This window comes from Mesorhizobium sp. M7A.F.Ca.US.007.01.2.1 (assembly GCF_003998165.1).
Lineage (GTDB): Bacteria > Pseudomonadota > Alphaproteobacteria > Rhizobiales > Rhizobiaceae > Mesorhizobium > Mesorhizobium ciceri.
Genome location: NZ_RZQP01000008.1, coordinates 17519 through 38825, shown reverse-complemented (window position 1 = coordinate 38825; position 21307 = coordinate 17519). Strand labels below are relative to the sequence as shown.

Here is a 21307-nt window from a genome sequence, read left to right as displayed (position 1 = left end):
GGGTTAGTGCGAAAAGAACAAAACGAATCCGGCCCGGCGAAGGTTCCTTTCCCGATGCGGCCGGCCGGCCGGATGCCGGCCCGCCATGCCGTGGCGTCAGCTCGCCTTCTTGGTGATCAGGGTCAGTGCGCCATTGGGTTCCATACTGGCTGCGACCACCTGCGCCGAGGTCATTCCCTTGGCCTCGAGCGCCGACTTGACCTTGGGTGTGGCGTCGATCGAGCTGCGCAGTTTCTTCAAGCCGTCATCGCCGCGCTGGGCGATCACCTGGTTGACCTGCGTCTGGGTGTCCTTTGGCAGCTCCGTGATGTCGACGATGTTGACGCTCTGGATCGTCGGAACGGCCGGCTGAGCCTGGGGCGTGGCTGGAGCAGGCGTTGCCGGCGCCGGAGCGGGCTGTGGCGCGGGTTGCTGCTGGGCACTGGCGGCGCCCGCCAGCATCAGGCTGGCGGCGGCGGCAAGAACTATCGTTTTGCGCATGGATTTTCCTTTCCATCGATTGGCAAACGGTCGGTCTGGGGTGACCCCCTAACCTCAACCGCCAAATGGGATCAGAAGGTGTCGCCCAGCAGGTCATTGCGTGACCATAGGATGGCAGCAATGTGCAGCCGCGCTTCAATCCAACCGCATTTCGGCAAACCGCATTTCGGGAGCAATCGCTGATGGCCAGAATTACCCGCGCCGCCTACGCGCAGATGTACGGCCCGACGGTCGGCGACAGAGTACGGCTTGCCGACACCGAACTGTTCATCGAGGTCGAGAAGGATCTCACCATCCATGGCGAAGAGGTGAAATTCGGCGGCGGCAAGGTGATCCGCGACGGCATGGGCCAGAGCCAGGTTTCCAGAGCGCAAGGCGCCGTCGATACCGTGATCACCAACGCGCTGGTGATCGATGCCAGTGCAGGCATCTTCAAGGCCGACATCGGCCTCAGGGACGGCCGCATCGCGGCCATCGGCAAGGCCGGCAATCCGGATACGCAGGATGGCGTTACCATCATCATCGGTCCCGGCACCGAGATCATCGCCGGCGAAGGCAAGATCCTGACATCAGGCGGCTTCGACGCGCATATCCACTTCATCTGCCCGCAGCAGATCGAGGAGGCGCTGATGTCAGGCATCACCACCATGCTCGGCGGCGGCACCGGTCCGGCGCACGGCACGCTGGCCACCACCTGCACGCCGGGGCCATGGCACATGGCCCGCATGATCCAGTCCTTCGACGCCTTTCCGATGAACATCGGCCTGTCGGGCAAGGGCAATGCCTCGCTGCCCGCCGCGCTCGAGGAAATGGTGCTGGGCGGCGCCTGCTCGCTGAAGCTGCACGAGGACTGGGGCACGACGCCGGCGGCCATCGATTGCTGCCTGTCGGTCGCCGACGATTACGACGTGCAGGTGATGATCCACACCGACACGCTGAACGAATCCGGCTTTGTCGAGAACACGGTCGCCGCCATCAAGGGCCGCACCATTCACGCCTTCCACACCGAGGGCGCCGGCGGCGGCCACGCGCCCGACATCATCAAGGTCTGCGGCCTGCCCAACGTCATTCCGTCTTCGACCAATCCGACGCGGCCCTACACGGTCAACACGCTGGCCGAGCATCTCGACATGCTGATGGTCTGCCATCATCTGTCGCCGTCGATCCCCGAAGACATCGCCTTTGCCGAAAGCCGCATCCGCAAGGAGACCATCGCGGCGGAAGACATTTTGCACGACATCGGCGCCTTCTCGATCATCTCGTCGGATTCGCAGGCCATGGGCCGCGTCGGCGAAGTCGCGATCCGCACCTGGCAAACCGCCGACAAGATGAAACGCCAGCGCGGCTCGCTGCCGCAGGAGACCGGCAACAACGACAATTTCCGCGTCCGCCGCTACATCGCCAAATACACGATCAACCCGGCCATCGCGCATGGGCTGTCGAAAGACATCGGCTCGATCGCGGTCGGCAAACGCGCCGACCTGGTGCTGTGGAACCCGGCCTTCTTCGGCGTCAAGCCGGACATGGTGCTGATCGGCGGCATGATCGCCGCCGCCCCGATGGGCGACCCCAACGCCTCGATCCCGACGCCGCAGCCGATGCATTACCGGCCGATGTTCGGCGCCTATGGCAAGGCCAGGACCAACTCGTCGGTGACGTTCGTTTCGAAAGCAGCGCTCGAGTCGGGACTGCATGGCAGGCTCGGTGTCGACAAGCAGTTCGTCGCCGTCGAAAACACCCGCGGCGGCATCGGCAAGCATTCGATGGTGCTCAACGACGCAACGCCGCATGTCGAGGTCGATCCGGAAACCTACGAGGTGCGCGCCGACGGCGAGTTGCTGACCTGCGAGCCGGCGACGGTGCTGCCGATGGCGCAACGGTATTTTCTGTTTTGAAGCGGCGCTTCCACCGGGCGAGCATTATCCGTTGCAGCCCTTGGTGGAAGGCAGCACTATGCGGCCAACCAACAGCTGCATTGTGATCGAGCATGACCACCGAAATCGCTTCCGCCCACGACATCTTCCCGCACATCCGCATCGTCATGGGCATGGTGATCGGGCTTGGTGTCGCCCGCCTGCTGTCGGGGGTGGCGCGCATCGTCCAGCATCCCGGCCAGTACAAGCTCTATACCGTGCATCTGGCCTGGGTCGTCTCAGTGCTCCTGATGCTGGTGCATTTCTGGTGGTGGGAGTTCGGCCTCTACGCCGTCGAGACCTGGACCTTCGGCAAATATTTGTTCATCATCTTCTACGCGATCACGCTGTTCCTGCTGTGCGCGCTTTTGTTTCCCGATTCGATGCTGGACTACACCAGCTACGAGGATTTCTTCTATTCGCGCCGGGCGTGGTTCTTCGGCCTGCTGGCGGCGACCTATCTGCTCGACGTGGTCGACACGCTGCTGAAGGGTCCGGAGCATTTCGCCCGCTTCGGCAGCGAGTATCTGTTCCGCACGCCGGTCTTCGTCGCGCTCTGCATCATCGCGATCCTGGTGCGCGACCGCCGCTTCCACATCGCCTTTGTCACGGCGGCGCTTATCTACCAGATATCGTTCATCCTGCGGCTCTTCGACACCATCGTCTGAACGAACGCGATGATCTAGCTTTGTTGGGGAAAGGCAGGGTTCGACATGTACAAGGCCATTGGATCGCGCGTGTGCGGGCACAAGCAAATGGGAAATCCATGAAATGAAACTCAACCTCAACACCGACTTCACCAAATTCCCGCGCGTCGTCTCGGTGCTGTCCGCCGGCGCTGCCGGAACCACCCTACCGTCCGGCCGGGCCATTCTCGCCCATGACGAGCGGCATCTGCGCCGCCGGGCCATCGAACTTGCCGACGGCAGCAAGGTGCTGGTCGACCTGCCCGAACCCGTCGCCTTGAACGATGGCGACCGGCTGGTGCTGGAGAATGGCGGCCATATCGAGATCATCGCGGCACCGGAAGAGGTCTACGACATCCGCGCCCGCGATGGCGTGCATCTGGCCGAACTCGCCTGGCATATCGGCAACCGCCATCTCGCGGCAGGCATCGAGGCCGGACGCATCCTCATCCTGCGCGACCATGTCATCAAGGCGATGCTGGAGGGGCTGGGCGCCACCGTGACCGACGTTTCCGAACCGTTCAAGCCGGTGCGCGGCGCCTATTCCGGCCATGCTGGGCAAAGCCACGATCACGGCCATGCGCATGCGCACGCCGAAGCGCACAGCCATTCTCATGGCGAAGCGCATTCCCATTCGCACAGTCATGCCGGCCATCACCACGATCATGACTGACCAGCCTTCGAACATCGCCCTGCTGCGGCTGATGGCGTGGCTGTCGCCTGCCTTTCCGGTCGGCGGCTTTTCCTACAGCCATGGTCTCGAGCGGGCGGTGCATGACGGGTTGGTTGCCGATGCCGGAAGCCTCGCCGGCTGGCTGGAGACGCTGGTCGAGATGGGCTCGGGCTGGAACGACGCCGTGCTGTTCGCCGAGAGCTGGCGCCGAGCATGCGGCACCGGTGATCTCGATGAAGTGGCGGCACTCGCCGAAGCCCTGGCCGGCTCGCGCGAACGCCATACCGAGACCATGCTCCAGGGTGGAGCCTTCCTCAAAGCGGCGGCCGCCTGGCCTAATCCGGTGCTGGAGCGCCTGCCGGCCGAATGCGCCTATTGCGTCGCCGTCGGCGCCATTGCGGGTGGCAACGGCATCGCGCTTCAGGATGCGCTGTCAGCCTTCCTGCAAACCTTCTTCTCCAACCTTGTGCAGGCAGCGATCCGGCTTGGCATCGTCGGCCAGAGCGGCGCGACCACGTTGTTAGCCGGCTTCGAGCCGCTGGCCCTGGCGACCGCAAGCCGCGCCGCGCGCTCGACACTCGACGATCTCGGTGGCTGCGCCTTCGTCTCCGATGTCATGGCGATGAAGCATGAAACCCAATATTCGCGACTGTTCCGCTCATGATTTTTCTCGCCTTCTCGCTATCCTTTGTCCTGCTGCTGATCACCGTTCTGCATGTCTATTGGGGCCTTGGCGGCATCTGGCCGGGCCAGGACGCAGCCTCCTGCGCTCGCGCCGTGGTCGGCTTTCGCGGCGTCGATGAGATGCCGACGCCGTTTGCCAGTTCCGCCGTTGCCGCGTGCTTGTGCCTGGCGACACTATGGCCGCTGGCGCTCATGGGAGTCTTCGCTTCACCCTTCCCCAAGGAGGGTCTCGCCGCCACGTCGCTGCTCATCGGTCTGGTGTTCCTGGGGCGCGGCATAGCCGGCTTCACGCCATGGTGGCGGCGGCTGACGCCTGAACAGCCTTTCGCGCGGCTCGATGTCCGCTATTATTCGCCGCTGTGCCTGTTGATCGGGCTCGGCTTTGCCATCCTCGCCATCACGGAGTTTCCCGTATGACACAGACAAATGGTCCGCTGCGCGTCGGCATTGGCGGCCCGGTCGGTTCGGGCAAGACGACGCTGACCGAAAAACTGTGCAAGGCGCTGCGCGACGAGTTTTCCATCGCCGTCGTCACCAACGACATCTACACCAAGGAAGACGCCATGATGCTGGCGCGGCTGCAGGCGCTGCCCGAGGACCGCATCATGGGTGTCGAGACCGGCGGCTGCCCGCATACCGCGATCCGCGAGGATGCCTCGATCAATCTGCAGGCGATCGCGCAGATGAACAGGAAATTCCCGGACCTCGACATCGTCTTCATCGAATCCGGCGGCGACAACCTTGCCGCCACCTTCTCGCCGGATCTCGCCGACCTGACGCTCTATGTCATCTCGGTCTGCCAGGGCGAGGAGATTCCGCGCAAGGGCGGGCCAGCGATCACCCGCTCCGATTTCCTGGTCATCAACAAGAGCGATCTGGCTCCTTACGTGAACGTCAACCTCGACGTGATGGAGAGCGACGCCGGCCGCATGCGCGGCAAGCGGCCGTTCGGCTTCACCGACCTGTCGCGCGGCAAGGGACTGCAGGAGGTGATCGATTTCATCATCGAGCATGGCGGCCTGCGAGCCGGCGCTGCCGCTGCCAGCACGGCGGCGTGAGCATCCCTGCACCAACCAAAACCGGTTGCGGGAATGGGCTGGCCACGGCATTCTTGCCGAAACCGGAGGATTTTTCGATGAGCCTTGCCCGTCTGCAAAAGGAAACGCTGACCAACCTGCCCTACTATGAGGAGCGCGTCGATCTCGCCTGCGCCTTCCGCTGGACGGCGCGGCTCAACATGCACGAGGCGGTGGCCAATCATTTCTCGCTGGCCGTCAATGATGAGGGCACACAATTCCTCATGAACCCCAACCAGGTGCATTTCTCGCGTATCAAGGCGAGCGACCTTCTGATGATCGATGCCAACGATCCGGAAACGCTCTCCGGCCCCAATGCGCCCGACCCGACGGCGTGGGGGCTGCATGGCGCCATCCATCGCAATGTGCGTCACGCGCGCTGCGTCATGCATGTGCACTCGATCCACGCCACGGTGCTGGCATCGCTCGCTGACTCGACATTGCCGCCGATCGACCAGAATTCGGCGATGTTCTTCAACCGCCATGTCGTCGACGCGCACTATGGCGGGCTGGCCTTCGAGGAGGAGGGCGAGCGCTGCTCGCAGCTTCTCGTCGATCCCAAGGTCAAGGTGATGGTGATGGGCAATCACGGCGTGCTGGTCATCGGCGACACGGTCGCCGATGCCTTCAACCGCATGTTCTATTTCGAACGCGCCGCCGAGACATACATCAAGGCGCTGTGGACCGGCCGCCCGCTGCGCACGCTTTCTGACGCGATCGCCGAAAAGGCGGCGAGCGAGATGGACGATTACCCCGGCCAGGCCGAACGCCATCTCAGCGAGTTGAAGGCGATCCTCGACGAGCAGGAACCGGTTTATCGGAGCTGAGGACCCTTCTCCCCGTCACTATGCGGGGAGGCGGTTTTCCTCAGAGCCCCAGCTCTTTCCCCAATTCCTCGGCGCTGTTGATGACGATGGCGCCGGGCGGGCCTTCCATCGGCTTTTCCGGCCAGAAGATCGTCTTCATTCCCGCCGCCAGTCCCGCCATGGCACCCGGCCAGCTATCGTCGATCGCCACCGCCTGCGCGGGGTCGACATCGGCCAGATACGCGGCGCGCAGGAATGGCTCGGCATGCGGCTTGCCTTCGCGCACGTCGTTGCGGCTGATCGTCTTCATGCCGGGGTAGATCAGGCCGACCATGCTCAGATTGGCGTCGACGATCATCCGGTCCGAATTCGAGACCACGGCCTGCTGGATGCCTCTTGTACGCAGCTCGTTGAAGATCTCGATCGCGCCGGGGCGCGGCTTCAAGCTCTCCACCAGCGGCAGGTAGTGTTCGTATTTGCGCAAGATCCAGTCGTCGAAAGGCAGGTCCAGGCCGAACTCGTCGCGCATCATCTCGTAGACCGGCCAGGCGGCGACGCCGAGCACGCGCTCATGCAGATCGTCCGGCGGGACAAGGCCGACATTGCGCATCGCCGCCACCAGGGCAGCTTCGTGCAGCGGTTCGCTGTCGACCAGCGTGCCGTCCATGTCCCAGAAAACCGCTTTCGGCGTCATGCGAGGCTCCTTTTTGCCATCCCTTAAAGGGTTTGAGCCGGGAGATAAACCTTCGGAGCGCAAGAACGTGCCGCCTGCCGGGACCGCAGCCAAGTCTCTTTGGCGAGACAGACATCGTGGGAGACGAAAAACTGGGCCGTGCCTACGCCGAGGGACAGCAAGCAATTGCCCCCGAGATTTGACAATTGCGCAGCAGGCCGTTCCCTGCGAAAGTGGGCATGGGCCGCTCTTATGACCGGCGGTCTCGGGAGGCAGGACTTTGAATAGCCGGCAGGATGGTGGCAGCAACAGGCTGGACGATGCGGCACGCGCCGGCTGGCTTTATTATGTTGCCGGCAACACACAGGACCAGATCGCTTCGACGCTTGGCATCTCGCGGCAAACGGCGCAGCGGCTGGTATCGCTGGCGGTGTCGGAGGGCTTGATCAAGGTTCGCGTCGACCATCCGATCGCCAACTGCCTCGATCTGGCGGCACGGCTGAGATCGCGCTTTGCGCTCGATCTGGTCGAAGTGGTGCCGAGCGACCCCAACTCGTCCTCGACCACGATCGGCATCGCCGAGGCGGCTGCCGCCGAGATCGAGCGACGGTTGCGTTCACCGACCCCGATCGTCATGGCGATCGGCACCGGGCGCACGCTGAAGGCGGCGATCGAGCAGCTGCCGCCGATGGAATGCCCGCAGCACAAGGTGGTGTCGTTGACCGGCAACATCTCGCCGGACGGCTCGGCCGCTTTCTACAACGTCATCTTCACCATGGCCGACAGGGTCAAGGCGCGTTCGTTTCCGATGCCGCTGCCGGTCATCGCCTCGTCGCCGGAGGAGCGCGAGATGCTGCTCAACCAGCCGATGATCCAGCCGACGCTTGCGCTTGCCGCCGAGGCTGACGTCACCTTCATCGGCATCGGCGACCTCGGCCCCAAGGCGCCGCTCTACGAGGACGGCTTCATTTCGGAGAGCGAATTGAAGGCGCTGCAGAAGGCCGGGGGCATCGCCGAGATCGTCGGCTGGGTGTTCGATAGGGAAGGCCGCATGATCGAGGGCATCACCAACGACCGGGTGTCGTCGGCGTCGCTGCCGTCACGCGAGAAATCGCTGGTCATCGCACTGGCGATGGGAGAACGAAAGCTGCCGGGCATTCTGGCGGCCGCGAACCGGCGGCTGATCAACGGCCTCATCACCGATGAACGGACCGCCGCCGCGCTGCTCGCCAGCATCTGACCGGAAGCACAACTGATTTGCGATAAAACCAACCGCGCTAGCTGTGCCGCCCGAAATGGTCGTTGCCATCGAGAAAACCGAGATCGCGCTGCAGATGCGGCGACAGGTCCCTGATGTCGAGATGTGCCCGTTTTTTGGCTGCGAACCAGCCGAATCCATCCGTCAGCCACGAAAACCAGCGATGATCGGGTGCGGAAGTGCATTTTTGCTGCGCCATGGTCATGATCGTCAACCTTCGCTATCCTGAACCCGAATGACGGGTTGACTGGAAATGTCGGTCTTGACGGCGGCCTTTGCCAATCGAACGTCGATAAGGACCCATAAGGAGGCTTTATGCCGGACCTCAGCTCTCGGCAGGTTTCACAGCTTCCGCCGCTGCAGGCGATCCGGGTGTTCGAAGCGGTGGCGCGGCATCTTTCCTTCACCAAGGCGGCCGAGGAACTTGCCATGACGCAAGCGGCGGTCAGCTATCAGATCAAGGTGCTGGAGGAACGGGTCGGCGCGCCGCTGTTCCTGCGCCGGCCGCGCCAGATCGCACTCACCGAGGCTGGACAGCGCCTTGCGCCAGCGGTCAGCGAGGCCTTCGCCATTCTCGGCCAGGCCTATGCGGCGGCGCGTGGCGGCGCCGACGGATTGCTGTGCGTCACGACGGTGCTGACCTTTGCCTCGAACTGGCTGGCGCACCATCTGGGCTCATTCCAGATCGCTCATCCCTCCCTTGCCGTGCGGCTCGAAACATCGAGCCGGCTGACGGATTTCGCCCGCGAGGATGTCGACCTCGCCATCCGGTCGGGCGGCGGCAAATGGCCGGGGCTGGAAGCCTACAAGCTGCTCGATGCCGATTTCACGCCGATGCTGAGCCCGAAGCTCGCGGCAAGCATCGGCGGCGTCAGGGAACCGGCGGACCTGTTGCGGCTGCCGATCCTCGATCCCGGCGACATCTGGTGGACGCAATGGTTCGAGGCTGCCGGCGTGCACTCGCACGATCTCGCCAAACGGCCCGGCAGCAGCATGGGCGCGCAGGCCTATGAGGCCAACGCGGCGATCGCCGGTCATGGCGTCGCGATCCTGACCAGGGCGCTGTTCAAGGCGGAACTTGCCGGTGGGCGCCTGATCCAGCCTTTCGATCTGGTTGGCGACGACGGCCATGCCTTTTGGCTGGTCTACCCCGAAGCGCGCCGCAACGTGCCGAAGATCCGTGCCTTCCGCGACTGGCTGCTGGCCGAGATCGCCTGCTGACCGGCAAGCTTGCGGGCTGCACCTGGTCTCGCAGATCCATCCGCTGTTGCCGCACTGTATCCGGCCGGGACGCTCTTCGTCCTGGCAATTTCCGCTCGTCCCGGCCTGCGGTGTCGCCCGGGTGCTGCGCTGCAGCATCGAATCCGACTTGACATAATTCACGCCAAGTGAGTAATTGCCCAAAGCCAAGGCAAATGCTCATCTTGGTTCAAGGGAGGAATTTGATGAAACTTCGCACGCTCACCCTGGGCTTGTTGTCGGCCAGCACGCTTGCGTTCGCCGCACACGCCGAATCCATCACCATCGCCACCGTCAACAATGGCGATATGGTCCGCATGCAAAAGCTGACCGAGGACTTCACCAAGGCGAACCCCGACATCCAGCTCAACTGGGTTACGCTCGAAGAGAATGTGCTGCGCGAGCGCGTCACCACCGACATCGCCACCAAGGGCGGCCAGTACGACGTGATGACCATCGGCACCTATGAGGTTCCGATCTGGGCCAAGCAGAGCTGGCTTTTGCCGCTCGACAAGCTCGGCGACGACTACGACGCCAAGGACATCATCCCGGCCATTGCTGGCGGCCTTTCGGTCGACGGCAAGCTCTATGCCGCGCCCTTCTACGGCGAAAGCTCCTTCGTCATGTACCGCAAGGACCTGATGGACAAGGCCGGGCTGAAGATGCCCGACGCGCCGACCTGGGACTTCATCAAGCAGGCCGCCGACAAGATGACCGACCGCGCCAATGGCGTGAACGGCGTGTGCCTGCGCGGCAAGGCCGGCTGGGGCGAGAACATGGCTTTCCTGACCGCCATGTCGAACTCCTTCGGCGCCCGCTGGTTCGACGAGAACTGGAAGCCGCAGTTCGATCAGCCGGAATGGAAGAACACGTTGCAGTTCTATGTCGACCTGATGAAGGCCGACGGCCCCGAGGGGGCTTCCTCCAACGGCTTCAACGAAAACCTGGCGCTGTTCCAGCAGGGCAAATGTGGCATGTGGATCGACGCCACGGTCGCCGCGTCCTTCGTTTCGGACCCGAAGAACTCCACCGTCGCCGACAAGGTCGGTTATGCGCTGGCGCCCGACAATGGCCTGGGCAAGCGCGGCAACTGGCTGTGGGCCTGGTCGCTGGCCATCCCCGCCGGCACGCAGAAAGCGGATGCCGCCGAGAAGTTCGTCTCCTGGGCGACCAGCAAGCACTATGCGGAGCTCGTCGCTTCGAAGGAAGGCTGGGCCAACGTTCCTCCGGGCACGCGCTCCTCGCTCTACGCCAATGCCGAGTACCAGAAGGCCGCTCCGTTCGCCAAGATGACGCTGGACTCCATCAATGCCGCCGATCCGACACATCCGACGGTCAAGCCGGTGCCCTATGTCGGCGTCCAGTTCGTCGCCATCCCTGAGTTCCAGGGCCTTGGCACCACCGTCGGCCAGCTCTTCTCGGCGGCGCTTGCCGGCCAGTCGAGCGTCGACGACGCGCTGAAGCAGGCCCAGGACGCTGCCACCGCGGCAATGACCGAGGGCGGATACATCAAGTAAGGCTCCTCCCGGTGCCGACTGCCGGTCGCCTCCTTGACCGGCAACGGCCGCCCGAGTTCCCAGTTCGGGCGGCCGCCTTTAACGCCTTTTGAAAATTCCGTCTGACCAGTGAGGGTGACCGTCATGGCTACTCAGCAGACCCGTTCGCTTGCCCGTTTCATGATGGCGCCATCCGTGGTGCTGCTGTTCGTCTGGATGATCGTGCCGCTGGTCATCACCATCTGGTTCTCCTTCCAGCAGTACAACCCGCTCAATCCGATCCGCGACGGCTTCGTCGGCTTCTCGAATTACGCGCTGTTCTATTCCAACCCGGCCTTCCTGCAGTCGATCCTCAACACGCTCACCTTGGTGGTCAGCGTGCTCCTGATCACGGTGATCGGCGGTATCCTTCTGGCGCTGCTGATCGACCAGCCGATGTGGGGCCAGGGCATCGTGCGCATCCTCGTCATCTCGCCGTTCTTCGTCATGCCGCCGGTGGCCGCATTGGTCTGGAAGAACATGATCATGCACCCGCAATACGGGGTGTTCGCCGATATAGCCCGCTTCTTCGGGGCCCAGCCGATCGACTGGTTCGGGCAACATCCGATGCTGGCGATCATCATCATCGTCGCCTGGCAGTGGCTGCCCTTCGCGACGCTCATTCTTCTGACCGCGCTGCAGTCGCTCGACGGCGAGCAGAAGGAAGCCGCCGAGATGGACGGCGCCGGCTTCATCAGCCGCTTCATCTATCTGACGCTGCCGCACATGTCGCGCGCCATCACGGTCGTCATCCTGATCCAGACGATCTTCCTTCTCTCGGTCTATGCCGAGATCCTCGTCACCACCAATGGCGGCCCGGGATACGCCTCCACCAACCTGCCCTTCCTCGTCTACCAGAAGGCGTTGCTGGAGTTCAAAATCGGCCAGGCATCCGCCGGCGGTGTGATCGCCGTCATTCTCGCTAACATCGTTGCCTTCTTCGCCATGCGCGCCGTCGGCAAGAACCTGGACAAGTAAGGGAGGCTACGATGGCACGCTCAGTCACCACCCGGCACAAGACGATCGCGACGGTTGCCGCCTGGATCGTCGCCCTGCTGATCTTCTTCCCGATCCTCTACACGATCATCACCTCGTTCAAGTCGGAGCAGGAAGCCATCCAGGGCTTCAGCATCATCCCGTCGGGAACGTTCGAGAGCTATACCGAGGTCCAGGCACAGAGCGGCTACTTCAAGTTCTTCTTCAACTCGGTGCTGCTCTCGGTCGGCTCGACCATCCTGGCCCTGCTGGTCGCCATACCGGCGGCATGGTCGATGGCCTTCTCGCCGACCAAGCGGACCAAGGACATCTTGATGTGGATGCTGTCCACCAAGATGATGCCGGCGGTCGCGGTGCTGTTCCCGATCTACCTGATCTTCCGCGACACAGGCCTGCTCGACAGCCGCATCGGCCTCATGATCATGCTGATGCTGATCAACCTGCCGATCGTGGTGTGGATGCTCTACACCTATTTCCGCGAAATCCCTGGCGAGATCCTGGAAGCGGCGCGCATGGACGGCGCATCGCTGTGGAACGAGATCGTCTATGTGCTGACGCCGATGGCGGTGCCGGGCATCGCCTCGACAATGCTGCTCAACATCATCCTGGCCTGGAACGAGGCGTTCTGGACGATCCGGCTGACGACGACGGAAGCCGCACCCCTGACCGCCTTCATCAGCTCGTTCTCAAGCCCGCAAGGCCTGTTCTGGGCCAAGCTTTCGGCCGCCTCGACGCTGGCCATCGCGCCGATCCTGATCATGGGCTGGTTCAGCCAGAAGCAGCTGGTGCGCGGCCTGACATTTGGTGCGGTGAAATAACGGAATTGCCCGAAGCAATCGGCAGAAATAACCCCTCGGGGAGGAAACCATGGGAAACATCACGCTCAAGAACGTCTCGAAATCCTTCGGAGCGACGTCCATCATCCCCGGTCTCGACCTGGTGATCGAGAATGGCGAGTTCGTCGTCTTTGTCGGCCCGTCGGGTTGCGGCAAGTCAACGCTGCTGCGCCTGATCGCCGGGCTCGAGGACACCAGCGGCGGCTCCATCAACATCGACGGCCGCGACGTCACCGGCGAGGCACCGGCCAAGCGCAAGCTCGCCATGGTGTTCCAGTCTTACGCGCTCTATCCGCACATGACGGTGGCCAAGAACATCGGCTTCCCGCTGAAGATGGCCGGTGAGGACAAGGCGACCATCGACAAGAAGGTGGGAGACGCGGCGCGCGTGCTCAACCTGACCAACTATCTCGAACGCCGGCCCGGCCAGCTTTCAGGCGGCCAGCGCCAGCGCGTCGCGATCGGCCGCGCCATCGTGCGTCAGCCGACCGCCTTCCTGTTCGACGAACCGCTGTCCAATCTCGATGCGGCACTGCGCGGCACCATGCGGCTGGAGATCAGCGAGCTGCACCATCAGCTCAAGACCACCATGATCTACGTTACCCACGATCAGGTTGAAGCGATGACCATGGCCGACAAGATCGTCGTGCTGAACGCCGGCAACATCGAGCAGGTCGGCTCGCCGATGGAGCTCTACAAGACGCCGAAGAACCTGTTCGTCGCCAGCTTTATCGGCTCGCCGAAGATGAACCTGATCGAGGGCGCGCCGGCTGCCAAAAACGGCGCCAAGACCATCGGCATCCGTCCCGAACACCTGGAGATCTCGACCACGGCGGGCGAATGGAAGGCGGTCGTCGGCGTCGCCGAGCATCTCGGCTCCGACACCTTCCTGCACGTCCAGGCCGACGGCGTCGGTCCGCTGACCGTGCGCGCCGACGGCGAACTCGGCGTCCATCACGGCGACACCATTTACCTGACACCAGACAAGGCCAAGCTGCATCGCTTTGGCGCCGACGGAAAGGCAATCTGAACATGCGACTGGCCGGCAAATCCGCGCTGATCACGGGTTCGGCCCGCGGCATCGGCAGAGCCTTCGCCGAAGCCTATGCCGGCGAAGGCGCAACCGTCGCCATCGCCGACATCAATCTCGAGGCTGCGCAGAAGACCGCCGCAGAGATTGGCGGCAAGGCCTATGCGGTCAAGCTCGACGTCACCGACCTCGCCTCGATCGAGGCGGCAGTGAAAGCCGTCGAGACGAAGACCGGTGGCCTCGATATCCTGATCAACAACGCCGCCCTGTTCGACCTGGCGCCGATCGTCGAAATCACCAGGGCAAGCTACGACAAGTTGTTTTCCGTCAATGTCGCCGGCACGCTGTTCATGCTGCAGGCAGCCGCCCGCTCGATGATCGCGCGAGGCAAGGGCGGCAGGATCATCAACATGGCGAGCCAGGCCGGACGGCGCGGCGAGGCGCTGGTCGGCGTCTATTGCGCCACCAAGGCCGCCGTCATCTCGCTGACCCAGTCGGCGGGGCTCGACCTGATCAAGCACCGCATCAACGTCAACGCGATTGCCCCTGGCGTCGTCGACGGCGAGCACTGGGATCATGTCGATTCGCTGTTCGCCAAATATGAGAACCGGCCGAGGGGCGAGAAGAAGAAGCTGGTCGGCGAGGCGGTGCCGTATGGCCGCATGGGCACGGCACAGGACCTCACCGGCATGGCTGTGTTTCTCGCCAGCAGCGACGCCGAATACATCGTCGCCCAGACCTACAATGTCGATGGCGGCCAGTGGATGAGTTGAGGGCGGGGGACGGCCTCTGCTCCTCGTCCCTCCGCGGGGAGCAGAGGCCGACTTCAGCGGGCGCGTAGCAAGTGCCACCCCTTATCCTCTCCCCGACGGGGAGAGGAGCGTAACGAAGGCCGAAACCCGGCCAAAGGGTAAAACAGATGACCGTGAAACTCTCGTCCTCTAACCTCTCCAAGCTGCCCGCCAACGTCGCAGGTCCGAAGTATGACCGCGCGACGCTGAAGGCCGGCATCGTGCATTTCGGCGTCGGCAATTTCCACCGCTCGCATCAGGCCGTCTATCTCGACGATCTGTTCAATGCGGGCATCGGCCATGACTGGGCGCTGATCGGTGCCGGCGTGTTCGACGGCGAAAAGATCGGTCGCGGCAAACTGGAAGAGCAGGACTGGCTCACCACGGTGGTCGAGCAGGATAGCGGCCATATGAGCGCACGCGTCACCGGCGCGATGATCGACTTCCTGATGCCTGGCGATGCGGCCGGTGTGATCGAACGGCTTGCCGACCCGGCGATCAAGATCGTTTCGCTGACCATCACCGAAGGTGGCTATTTCATCGACCCGGCCTCCGGCGTGTTCAACCCGACCCATCCCGACATCGTCGCCGACGCGCAGGCCGGCGCCACGCCGAAGACGGTGTTCGGCATCATCCTTGCCGGGCTGATGCGCCGCCGCGATGAAGGCACCGTGCCGTTCACCGTGATGTCGTGCGACAACATTCCCCACAATGGCCATGTCACCTCGGATGGCGTCATCGGCCTGGCCCGTTTGATCGACGAGGATCTGGCGAACTGGGTCAGCGAGCATGTCGCCTTTCCGAACGGCATGGTCGATCGCATCACGCCGGCCACCACCGACCGCGAGCGCGGCATCCTGGCCAAGGATTTCGGCCTCGAGGACAACTGGCCGGTGTTCTGCGAGCCGTTCCGGCAGTGGGTGCTGGAGGACCATTTCACCGATGGCCGGCCGCCGCTGGAAAAGGTCGGCGTGCAGTTCGTCAAAGACGTTGCGCCTTATGAACTGATGAAAATCCGCATCCTCAATGGCGGCCATGCAGCGATCGCCTATCCGGCCGGCCTGATGGACATCCATTTCGTGCATGAGGCGATGCAGGAGCCGCTGGTGAGCGGTTTTCTGGCCAAGCTCGAACGGGACGAAATCATCCCGACGGTGCCGCCGGTGCCGGACACGGTTCTGGAAGACTATTACCAGCTCATCGAGAGCCGCTTCTCCAACCCGAAGATCGGCGACACGGTGCGCCGGCTCTGCCTCGACGGCTCCAATCGCCAGCCGAAGTTCATCATCCCGACCATCGCCGACCGGCTGAAGGCTGGGAAAAGCGTCGCCGGCCTGGCCCTGGAATCGGCATTGTGGTGCCGCTACTGCTTCGGCACGACGGACAGCGGCGCCGTCATCGAGCCCAACGACCCGAGTTGGGACCGGCTACAGGCGACGGCAAAGGCAGCAAAGGACGCTCCCGCCGCCTGGCTCGCCATGGAGGACATCTATGGCGATGTCGGCCGCGCAACGGCGTTCGTCGAGGCCTTTGCCCATGCGCTCAACGTGCTGTGGGCGAATGGCGCGCGCGCCACGCTGACGCGCTACCTCGCCGGCAAGCTCTGAGAGCCATTCTCGGCCATGACGCCTGAACTGGTCATTTTCGACTGCGATGGCGTGCTGGTCGACAGCGAGGCGCTCTCCGTCTCGGCGCTGCTCGGCATGGTCAGGCTTGCCGGCGGCAGCGTCAGTGAGGATGCCGCCTACGAGCATTTCCTTGGCAGGAGCATGAAAAGCGTGCGCGAGATCCTCGGCCGCGACTTCGGGCTCGATATCACCGACCTGCACCTGACCGAGATGCGCGTCGAATTGATGCGCAAATTCCGCGAGGAGCTGAAGCCGATCGCCGGCGTCAAGAAGATGCTGCCGAAGCTTGGGCTGCCGTTCTGTGTCGCGTCCTCGGGCACGCTCGACCGCATCCGCTACGCGCTCGACGTCACCGGATTGCTTGGGCTGATGGAACCGCACCTGTTCAGTGCCACCATGGTGGCCAAGGGAAAGCCCGCGCCGGACCTGTTCCTGCATGCTGCCGCCAGCATGCGGGCCCATCCACGCAAATGCCTCGTCATCGAGGACAGCCCGGCCGGCATCATTGCCGCGCGGGCGGCGGGGATGCGCGTGTTTGCCTTCACCGGCGGCTCGCATGCCGGCAACCCGACCTTGAAAGCGCGGCTTGCGTCGAGTGAACCGGACTTTATATTCGCTGACATGCTGCAATTGCCCGATCTGATTGCAGGCCTGGGAGCGAGAGACAGAGCATCTTGACGAAACAGTTCGTTTGCGCGGTCGATGTCGGCACCGGGAGCGCTCGCGCGGGCATTCTCGACACCAACGGCACCTTGCTCGGCCGCGCCGAGCGGCCGATCGCCATGAACCAGCCGAAGCCCGATCACGCCGAACATGATTCGCGCGATATCTGGTCGGCCGTCTGCGCCGCCGTGCGCGCTGCCCGCGAAAAGGCCGGCATAGCTGCCGAGGAGGTCGTCGGCATCTCCTTCGATGCCACCTGTTCGCTGGTGGTGCGCGACCGGCAAGGCGGCCAGCTCAGCGTCTCGACCACGGGCGACAAGCGCTGGGACACCATCGTCTGGCTCGACCACCGCGCCATCGCGGAGGCCGACGAATGCACGGCAAGCGGCCATGCCGTGCTGAATTACGTCGGTGGCGTCATGTCGCCGGAAATGGCGACACCGAAGCTGATGTGGCTGAAGCGCAATTTGCCGGAGACCTGGAATGAAGCCGGCTATTTATTCGATCTCACCGATTTCCTGACCTGGCAAGCGACAGGTTCGCTGGCCCGCTCGCAATGCACGCTGACCGCCAAATGGACCTATCTGGCGCATGAAGAGGCCGGCTGGCGGCGCGACTTCTTTGCGCTCGTCGGCCTCGGCGATCTTTTCGAGCACGGCAATTTGCCGGAAAAGGCCAGCCCGGTCGGCGCTTATATTGGCCAACTGACCGCCCAGGCAGCGGCCGAGCTTGGGCTGAGCGAGAAATGCCGGGTCGGCGCCGGCGTCATCGATGCCTATGCCGGTGCGCTTGGCGTGCTCGGCGGCTTTGCCGGCGACCAACAGGACATCGGCCGGCATTTGGCGCTGATCGCCGGCACGTCGAGCTGCGTCATGGCGATGTCACCGGATCCGCAGCCCTTCGCCGGCGTCTGGGGTCCCTATTACGGCGCGGCGCTGCCCAGGCTGTGGCTGTCGGAAGGCGGCCAGTCGGCGACCGGCGCCCTGCTCGACCACATCATCCGCTGGCACGGCGCCGGCGGCGAGCCTGATGCCGCCATGCATGCGAAGATCGCCAGGCGTGTCGCCGAGCTGCGCGCCACCGAGGGCGACAACCTTGCCGCGCGGCTGCATGTGCTGCCCGATTTTCATGGTAACCGCTCACCGCTCGCCGATCCGCATGCCGTCGGCGTCGTCAGCGGGCTGACGCTGGACTCCTCCTTCGACAGCCTGTGCAAGCTCTACTGGCGCACCGCCGTCGGCATCGCGCTCGGCGTGCGCCACGTGCTGGAGGCGCTGAACGAGAACGGCTATCTGATCGATACGCTGCACGTCACCGGCGGCCACACCAAGAACCCGCTGTTGATGGAGCTCTATGCCGACGCCACCGGCTGCACGGTGATCGAGCCGCTGGCCGACGAGGCGGTGCTGCTCGGCACCGGCATGATCGCCGCCACCGCGGCCGGGCTGTTTCCCGACCTCAACGCGGCCTGTCTTGCCATGCAGCAAGGCGGCAGGACGCGCGCGTCGAACCCGAAATCATCAGGGCGTTTCGACCGCGACTATAAGGTTTTCCTCGAGATGCACCGCCAGCGGCGGATGCTGGACGCGATAAGATAGACAGGCTGCGCAGATTGCAATCCGCGGAAGGAACTCGGGAAAAGCTTGTGCACCAGGTGGTTTGCATACATAGCTACTTCAGTCGGAAGCACATCGAGCACACCCTCCAAATCTCTTAAAGAGAGGCGCCATGAAGGCCTTTATTTCACACAGCAGTAAAGACAAAATATTTGCGTCTCAGATAGCGGCCGAAATTGGTGATCTCCGATGTGAGTATGACGAATACACGTTTGATTTTACGTTGAATAGCGCCGCCATTAGGAAGGCTTTGGCGCGATCGTCTCTATTTGTGATCCTCCTTTCGGAAAATTCAGTTCGGTCGACATTTATAAACGAGGAAATACGCGCTGCGTTGGAGGCCAGAAGTGCCGGCCGAATAAAGGATGTTCTGATCTTTTCTATCGATGGAACATCCTATAGCAGCCTGCCTAGTTGGTTAAAGGGAATAAATGTAGCCCAGCATCTGCGTTCTCCAAAACAGATTTCTAGGAGAATTGACGCCACTCTCATGGAACTTTCCCTGAAGGAAGGAGTGATAAGCGACTTCTATTTCGGTCGCGATGGTGAAGAACTTAACTTCCGCCAAGCGCTGGCCAAGCCAAAGGCTTCGTCACCCATCGCCGTTCACGTTGTTGGAAATCATGGCGTGGGGCGAAAGACATTCCTACGAAAGTCCCTGGGTTCCGTTGCGCCCAGAAACTACGCGGCGTTTATCGAAATTCCCCTGGACGAATACGAGTCGATAACTGAGCTATATCGTAAACTCTATGATGTGTGGGAAATATATAATCCACTTACTGCAGGCGAAGCGTTTTTGGCGTTTAAAGACCTTTCAGACAGTGATAAGATAAAGGAAGTTTCTAAATACATACGACAACTGGCCGAAGCAGACACTCTTCCTGTATTTGTTGATGACGGAGGAGTGTTCCAAGACGACGGTGACTATCACCCGCACTTTCCATTAATTTTCAACGAACTTTCCGACATTGCGCGCCCGACGCTTTCCTTTATCCAAGCAAGGATGATGCGTCACGCCTTGAAGCAGCGATATCCTCGATCGTTCCATATCAGGATTCCCAGCCTCTCAGATGAGACCGTTTATCAGCTTCTGTGCTTAAAGCTGAAGGAACTGGACATCGACTTTACGGAAGCCGAGGTCCGCAAGGCATGTGAATTTACCGATGGGCATCCATACAACATAAATTTGGTTGTTTCGTTCATAGCTGCCGACGGATTCGACGTTTTTCTAGCGAATCCGTCAGATGTTATTGAGATAAAATCTCAGCGCGGCCATGATTTTATGAAACGCATACAATTTTCGACGTTAGAGGCCGATATTGTTGCGGTTTTACATGAATATAGATATTGCGATCTCGAATTTCTTCTGGCGGCTTTGGAGGTAGATGCTAACCTTCTAACCGAATCAGTAAGAAAACTGGAGGACTTCTGTTGTATAGAGCGTAAGGATCGAATGATAACACTGTCACCTCCAATTCGCGACGCGGTTCGACGCGATAAGCGATTTGGTCGAGCCGACGATTGGCTTGGATCGGTTGGGCAGCGCATTGTAGCAGCTATTAAGGAGTATGAAGCCTCCGAAAGTTTGTCGATCTCATTTCTGGACAGTGCAATTCCTGAAATTCTTCGCAGCGGCAGCGGAGTTGGGTTTGTTTCTGCTTTGATATTGCCATCGCATTTTTTGCGTGTCGGCCGCGATTACTATGACAAGGGCAATTTTCGACGGAGTATAGAGTTCTGTCAGAAAGCACTTGAGGGAGACGCTCAGCTTAGTATGGACGCGAAAATCGAGGCGAGTAGACTCTTGGGGCTTGCGATTACTCGGCTGGATCCGGACGATCTTCGGGTGAACGGTATACTGGATAAACTCCGGGCCTATGGGACAAATACGTCTAAACGGGTTGGCTTTTTTATCGAAGGTTTTCGGGCGCGACGTAAAGGCAAATATGATGTCGCAGAGGAAAAATTTAGACTTGCCTCTCAACTCGACAAAGAAAACTATCATATTAACAGAGAATTATCCTCTGTTTTGTGCAGGTTAGGGCGCTTTGCTGAAGCGGAGCCCTTTGCTCGCGCCGCCTATAACCGGTCGCCAGATAATCCTTATATCTTGGATGTTTTGGTAGAATCACTTGAGGGAATGGCGCAGCAGGGACTTAAAGTTAATAGTAAGGAAATATTTGAGTTGAATTCCGATTTGGAGGCGATTTGCACCGCCGGCGGGTTTCTTTTTCATAAAGTTAGGAACTCACGTCGGCTCTATGGACAGAGTAAGCAGGTGGAGGCCATCTCGATTCTGGCTAATTTAATATCTGGAGATGAAGTTAGCTTGGAGGCTTACTTTCGACGGGCGCAGATGTATGTGCGCTCTCATGATTTAAAGCGCGCAAGAACTGACATCGCGAAAATTAGAACAATGGGCGATTCTGAGACAGATGCTTTCCGATATGCAGACGAGTTAGAGGTCGATTGTCTGATCGCCGAAAACCGGTTCGTCGAGGCCAAGAACGAGATAGGGATGAGATTTGGTGGCGCAAGCGGGATAGAAAAGCGGTTGTATCGTTCGTTGGTGAATGCCATTGCCTACGCCCCGGCTGGGGTTCCGCAATGGCTTAAGGACTGGTCAAAGCAATATCGCTAAGTGAGCGGTGAATTATGCTGTTTCCGACCTAGTAGGCGGTCGCAATCGAGCGCGCCCGCCAGAGATAAGCCAGAGCTTGCCCG

Annotated in this window: 21 protein-coding genes; 18 read left to right on the top strand and 3 right to left on the bottom strand. The window is 61.6% G+C overall.

Features of this window, described 5'->3' with window-relative positions; translation table 11 throughout:
* Nucleotides 1-96: 96 nt before the first annotated feature.
* A complete protein-coding gene (locus EN949_RS02805; RefSeq protein ID WP_013528400.1) occupies nucleotides 97-480 on the bottom strand; it encodes a hypothetical protein in 384 nt (127 codons plus the stop codon).
* Between the two features lie 179 nt (nucleotides 481-659).
* Between EN949_RS02805 and ureC the strand changes: the two genes are divergently transcribed.
* From ureC to EN949_RS02770, 7 genes are all read left to right on the top strand, one after another.
* Entirely contained in the window at nucleotides 660-2375 is a 1716-nt protein-coding gene (gene ureC / locus EN949_RS02800) for an urease subunit alpha (protein ID WP_164753580.1), read from the top strand.
* Nucleotides 2376-2467: 92 nt separating this feature from the next.
* Nucleotides 2468-3061, top strand: coding sequence for a hypothetical protein (locus tag EN949_RS02795; RefSeq protein WP_013528402.1), 594 nt, complete (start codon nucleotides 2468-2470; stop codon nucleotides 3059-3061).
* Between the two features lie 103 nt (nucleotides 3062-3164).
* Nucleotides 3165-3752 carry an urease accessory protein UreE gene (ureE, locus tag EN949_RS02790; protein ID WP_063169755.1) on the top strand — a complete coding sequence of 196 codons (588 nt, stop codon included), beginning with the start codon at nucleotides 3165-3167 and terminating at the stop codon, nucleotides 3750-3752.
* Nucleotides 3745-4416 (top strand): urease accessory protein UreF, encoded by a 672-nt coding sequence (locus EN949_RS02785; RefSeq protein ID WP_063170432.1) that lies wholly within the window; start codon nucleotides 3745-3747, stop codon nucleotides 4414-4416. Before ureE ends, EN949_RS02785 begins: the two co-directional genes overlap by 8 nt.
* On the top strand, nucleotides 4413-4853 hold the full coding sequence (locus EN949_RS02780) for a DUF3995 domain-containing protein (RefSeq protein WP_127366074.1): 441 nt from the start codon (nucleotides 4413-4415) through the stop codon (nucleotides 4851-4853). Before EN949_RS02785 ends, EN949_RS02780 begins: the two co-directional genes overlap by 4 nt.
* Entirely contained in the window at nucleotides 4850-5494 is a 645-nt protein-coding gene (gene ureG / locus EN949_RS02775; protein ID WP_013528407.1) for an urease accessory protein UreG, read from the top strand. Before EN949_RS02780 ends, ureG begins: the two co-directional genes overlap by 4 nt.
* A gap of 77 nt (nucleotides 5495-5571) precedes the next feature.
* Entirely contained in the window at nucleotides 5572-6339 is a 768-nt protein-coding gene (locus EN949_RS02770; RefSeq protein WP_063170970.1) for a class II aldolase and adducin N-terminal domain-containing protein, read from the top strand.
* A 40-nt stretch (nucleotides 6340-6379) separates the two neighbouring features.
* On the opposite strand, the gene EN949_RS02765 is transcribed toward EN949_RS02770, so the two are convergent.
* Nucleotides 6380-7012 (bottom strand): HAD family phosphatase, encoded by a 633-nt coding sequence (locus EN949_RS02765; RefSeq protein WP_063170969.1) that lies wholly within the window; start codon nucleotides 7010-7012, stop codon nucleotides 6380-6382.
* Between the two features lie 259 nt (nucleotides 7013-7271).
* Between EN949_RS02765 and EN949_RS02760 the strand changes: the two genes are divergently transcribed.
* Nucleotides 7272-8231 carry a sugar-binding transcriptional regulator gene (locus tag EN949_RS02760; protein ID WP_013528410.1) on the top strand — a complete coding sequence of 320 codons (960 nt, stop codon included), beginning with the start codon at nucleotides 7272-7274 and terminating at the stop codon, nucleotides 8229-8231.
* A 37-nt stretch (nucleotides 8232-8268) separates the two neighbouring features.
* Here the strand turns inward: EN949_RS02760 and EN949_RS02755 are convergent, their stop codons facing one another.
* Nucleotides 8269-8454, bottom strand: coding sequence for a hypothetical protein (locus EN949_RS02755; protein ID WP_063170431.1), 186 nt, complete (start codon nucleotides 8452-8454; stop codon nucleotides 8269-8271).
* A gap of 110 nt (nucleotides 8455-8564) precedes the next feature.
* On the opposite strand from EN949_RS02755, the gene gcvA reads away from it, so the two are divergent.
* The 10 genes from gcvA to EN949_RS02705 all read left to right on the top strand — a co-directional run bounded on the left by gcvA (nucleotide 8565) and on the right by EN949_RS02705 (nucleotide 21224).
* Complete coding sequence (gcvA, locus tag EN949_RS02750) at nucleotides 8565-9470, top strand: transcriptional regulator GcvA (RefSeq protein WP_013528412.1); 906 nt, start codon at nucleotides 8565-8567, stop codon at nucleotides 9468-9470.
* Nucleotides 9471-9694: 224 nt separating this feature from the next.
* Entirely contained in the window at nucleotides 9695-11005 is a 1311-nt protein-coding gene (locus EN949_RS02745) for a sugar ABC transporter substrate-binding protein (RefSeq protein WP_013528413.1), read from the top strand.
* 123 nt (nucleotides 11006-11128) lie between these two features.
* Nucleotides 11129-12001, top strand: a complete 873-nt coding sequence (locus EN949_RS02740) for a sugar ABC transporter permease (RefSeq protein WP_013528414.1) — start codon at nucleotides 11129-11131, stop codon at nucleotides 11999-12001.
* Between the two features lie 11 nt (nucleotides 12002-12012).
* Nucleotides 12013-12837, top strand: coding sequence for a carbohydrate ABC transporter permease (locus tag EN949_RS02735; RefSeq protein WP_013528415.1), 825 nt, complete (start codon nucleotides 12013-12015; stop codon nucleotides 12835-12837).
* A gap of 49 nt (nucleotides 12838-12886) precedes the next feature.
* Nucleotides 12887-13885, top strand: a complete 999-nt coding sequence (locus tag EN949_RS02730) for an ABC transporter ATP-binding protein (protein WP_013528416.1) — start codon at nucleotides 12887-12889, stop codon at nucleotides 13883-13885.
* A gap of 2 nt (nucleotides 13886-13887) precedes the next feature.
* On the top strand, nucleotides 13888-14658 hold the full coding sequence (locus EN949_RS02725) for an L-iditol 2-dehydrogenase (RefSeq protein ID WP_013528417.1): 771 nt from the start codon (nucleotides 13888-13890) through the stop codon (nucleotides 14656-14658).
* 146 nt (nucleotides 14659-14804) lie between these two features.
* On the top strand, nucleotides 14805-16283 hold the full coding sequence (locus EN949_RS02720; protein WP_127365443.1) for a mannitol dehydrogenase family protein: 1479 nt from the start codon (nucleotides 14805-14807) through the stop codon (nucleotides 16281-16283).
* 15 nt (nucleotides 16284-16298) lie between these two features.
* Complete coding sequence (locus tag EN949_RS02715; protein WP_013528419.1) at nucleotides 16299-16982, top strand: HAD family hydrolase; 684 nt, start codon at nucleotides 16299-16301, stop codon at nucleotides 16980-16982.
* Entirely contained in the window at nucleotides 16979-18565 is a 1587-nt protein-coding gene (locus EN949_RS02710; protein WP_063169748.1) for an FGGY-family carbohydrate kinase, read from the top strand. Before EN949_RS02715 ends, EN949_RS02710 begins: the two co-directional genes overlap by 4 nt.
* Before the next feature lie 130 nt (nucleotides 18566-18695).
* A complete protein-coding gene (locus EN949_RS02705; protein WP_127365444.1) occupies nucleotides 18696-21224 on the top strand; it encodes a toll/interleukin-1 receptor domain-containing protein in 2529 nt (842 codons plus the stop codon).
* The last annotated feature ends 83 nt before the right edge of the window (nucleotides 21225-21307 follow it).

Excerpts from the sequence above, each read along its gene's own strand:
- EN949_RS02705 (WP_127365444.1), top strand. The coding sequence starts at position 18,696 with ATGAAGGCCTTTATTTCACACAGCAGTAAAGACAAAATATTTGCGTCT.
- EN949_RS02725 (WP_013528417.1), top strand. The coding sequence starts at position 13,888 with ATGCGACTGGCCGGCAAATCCGCGCTGATCACGGGTTCGGCCCGCGGC.
- EN949_RS02795 (WP_013528402.1), top strand. The coding sequence starts at position 2,468 with ATGACCACCGAAATCGCTTCCGCCCACGACATCTTCCCGCACATCCGC.
- EN949_RS02780 (WP_127366074.1), top strand. The coding sequence starts at position 4,413 with ATGATTTTTCTCGCCTTCTCGCTATCCTTTGTCCTGCTGCTGATCACC.
- EN949_RS02730 (WP_013528416.1), top strand. The coding sequence starts at position 12,887 with ATGGGAAACATCACGCTCAAGAACGTCTCGAAATCCTTCGGAGCGACG.
- EN949_RS02735 (WP_013528415.1), top strand. The coding sequence starts at position 12,013 with ATGGCACGCTCAGTCACCACCCGGCACAAGACGATCGCGACGGTTGCC.
- EN949_RS02745 (WP_013528413.1), top strand. The coding sequence starts at position 9,695 with ATGAAACTTCGCACGCTCACCCTGGGCTTGTTGTCGGCCAGCACGCTT.
- gcvA (WP_013528412.1), top strand. The coding sequence starts at position 8,565 with ATGCCGGACCTCAGCTCTCGGCAGGTTTCACAGCTTCCGCCGCTGCAG.
- ureG (WP_013528407.1), top strand. The coding sequence starts at position 4,850 with ATGACACAGACAAATGGTCCGCTGCGCGTCGGCATTGGCGGCCCGGTC.
- EN949_RS02715 (WP_013528419.1), top strand. The coding sequence starts at position 16,299 with ATGACGCCTGAACTGGTCATTTTCGACTGCGATGGCGTGCTGGTCGAC.
- EN949_RS02755 (WP_063170431.1), bottom strand. The coding sequence starts at position 8,454 with ATGACCATGGCGCAGCAAAAATGCACTTCCGCACCCGATCATCGCTGG.
- EN949_RS02765 (WP_063170969.1), bottom strand. The coding sequence starts at position 7,012 with ATGACGCCGAAAGCGGTTTTCTGGGACATGGACGGCACGCTGGTCGAC.
- ureE (WP_063169755.1), top strand. The coding sequence starts at position 3,165 with ATGAAACTCAACCTCAACACCGACTTCACCAAATTCCCGCGCGTCGTC.
- EN949_RS02785 (WP_063170432.1), top strand. The coding sequence starts at position 3,745 with ATGACTGACCAGCCTTCGAACATCGCCCTGCTGCGGCTGATGGCGTGG.
- EN949_RS02720 (WP_127365443.1), top strand. The coding sequence starts at position 14,805 with ATGACCGTGAAACTCTCGTCCTCTAACCTCTCCAAGCTGCCCGCCAAC.
- EN949_RS02770 (WP_063170970.1), top strand. The coding sequence starts at position 5,572 with ATGAGCCTTGCCCGTCTGCAAAAGGAAACGCTGACCAACCTGCCCTAC.
- EN949_RS02805 (WP_013528400.1), bottom strand. The coding sequence starts at position 480 with ATGCGCAAAACGATAGTTCTTGCCGCCGCCGCCAGCCTGATGCTGGCG.
- EN949_RS02740 (WP_013528414.1), top strand. The coding sequence starts at position 11,129 with ATGGCTACTCAGCAGACCCGTTCGCTTGCCCGTTTCATGATGGCGCCA.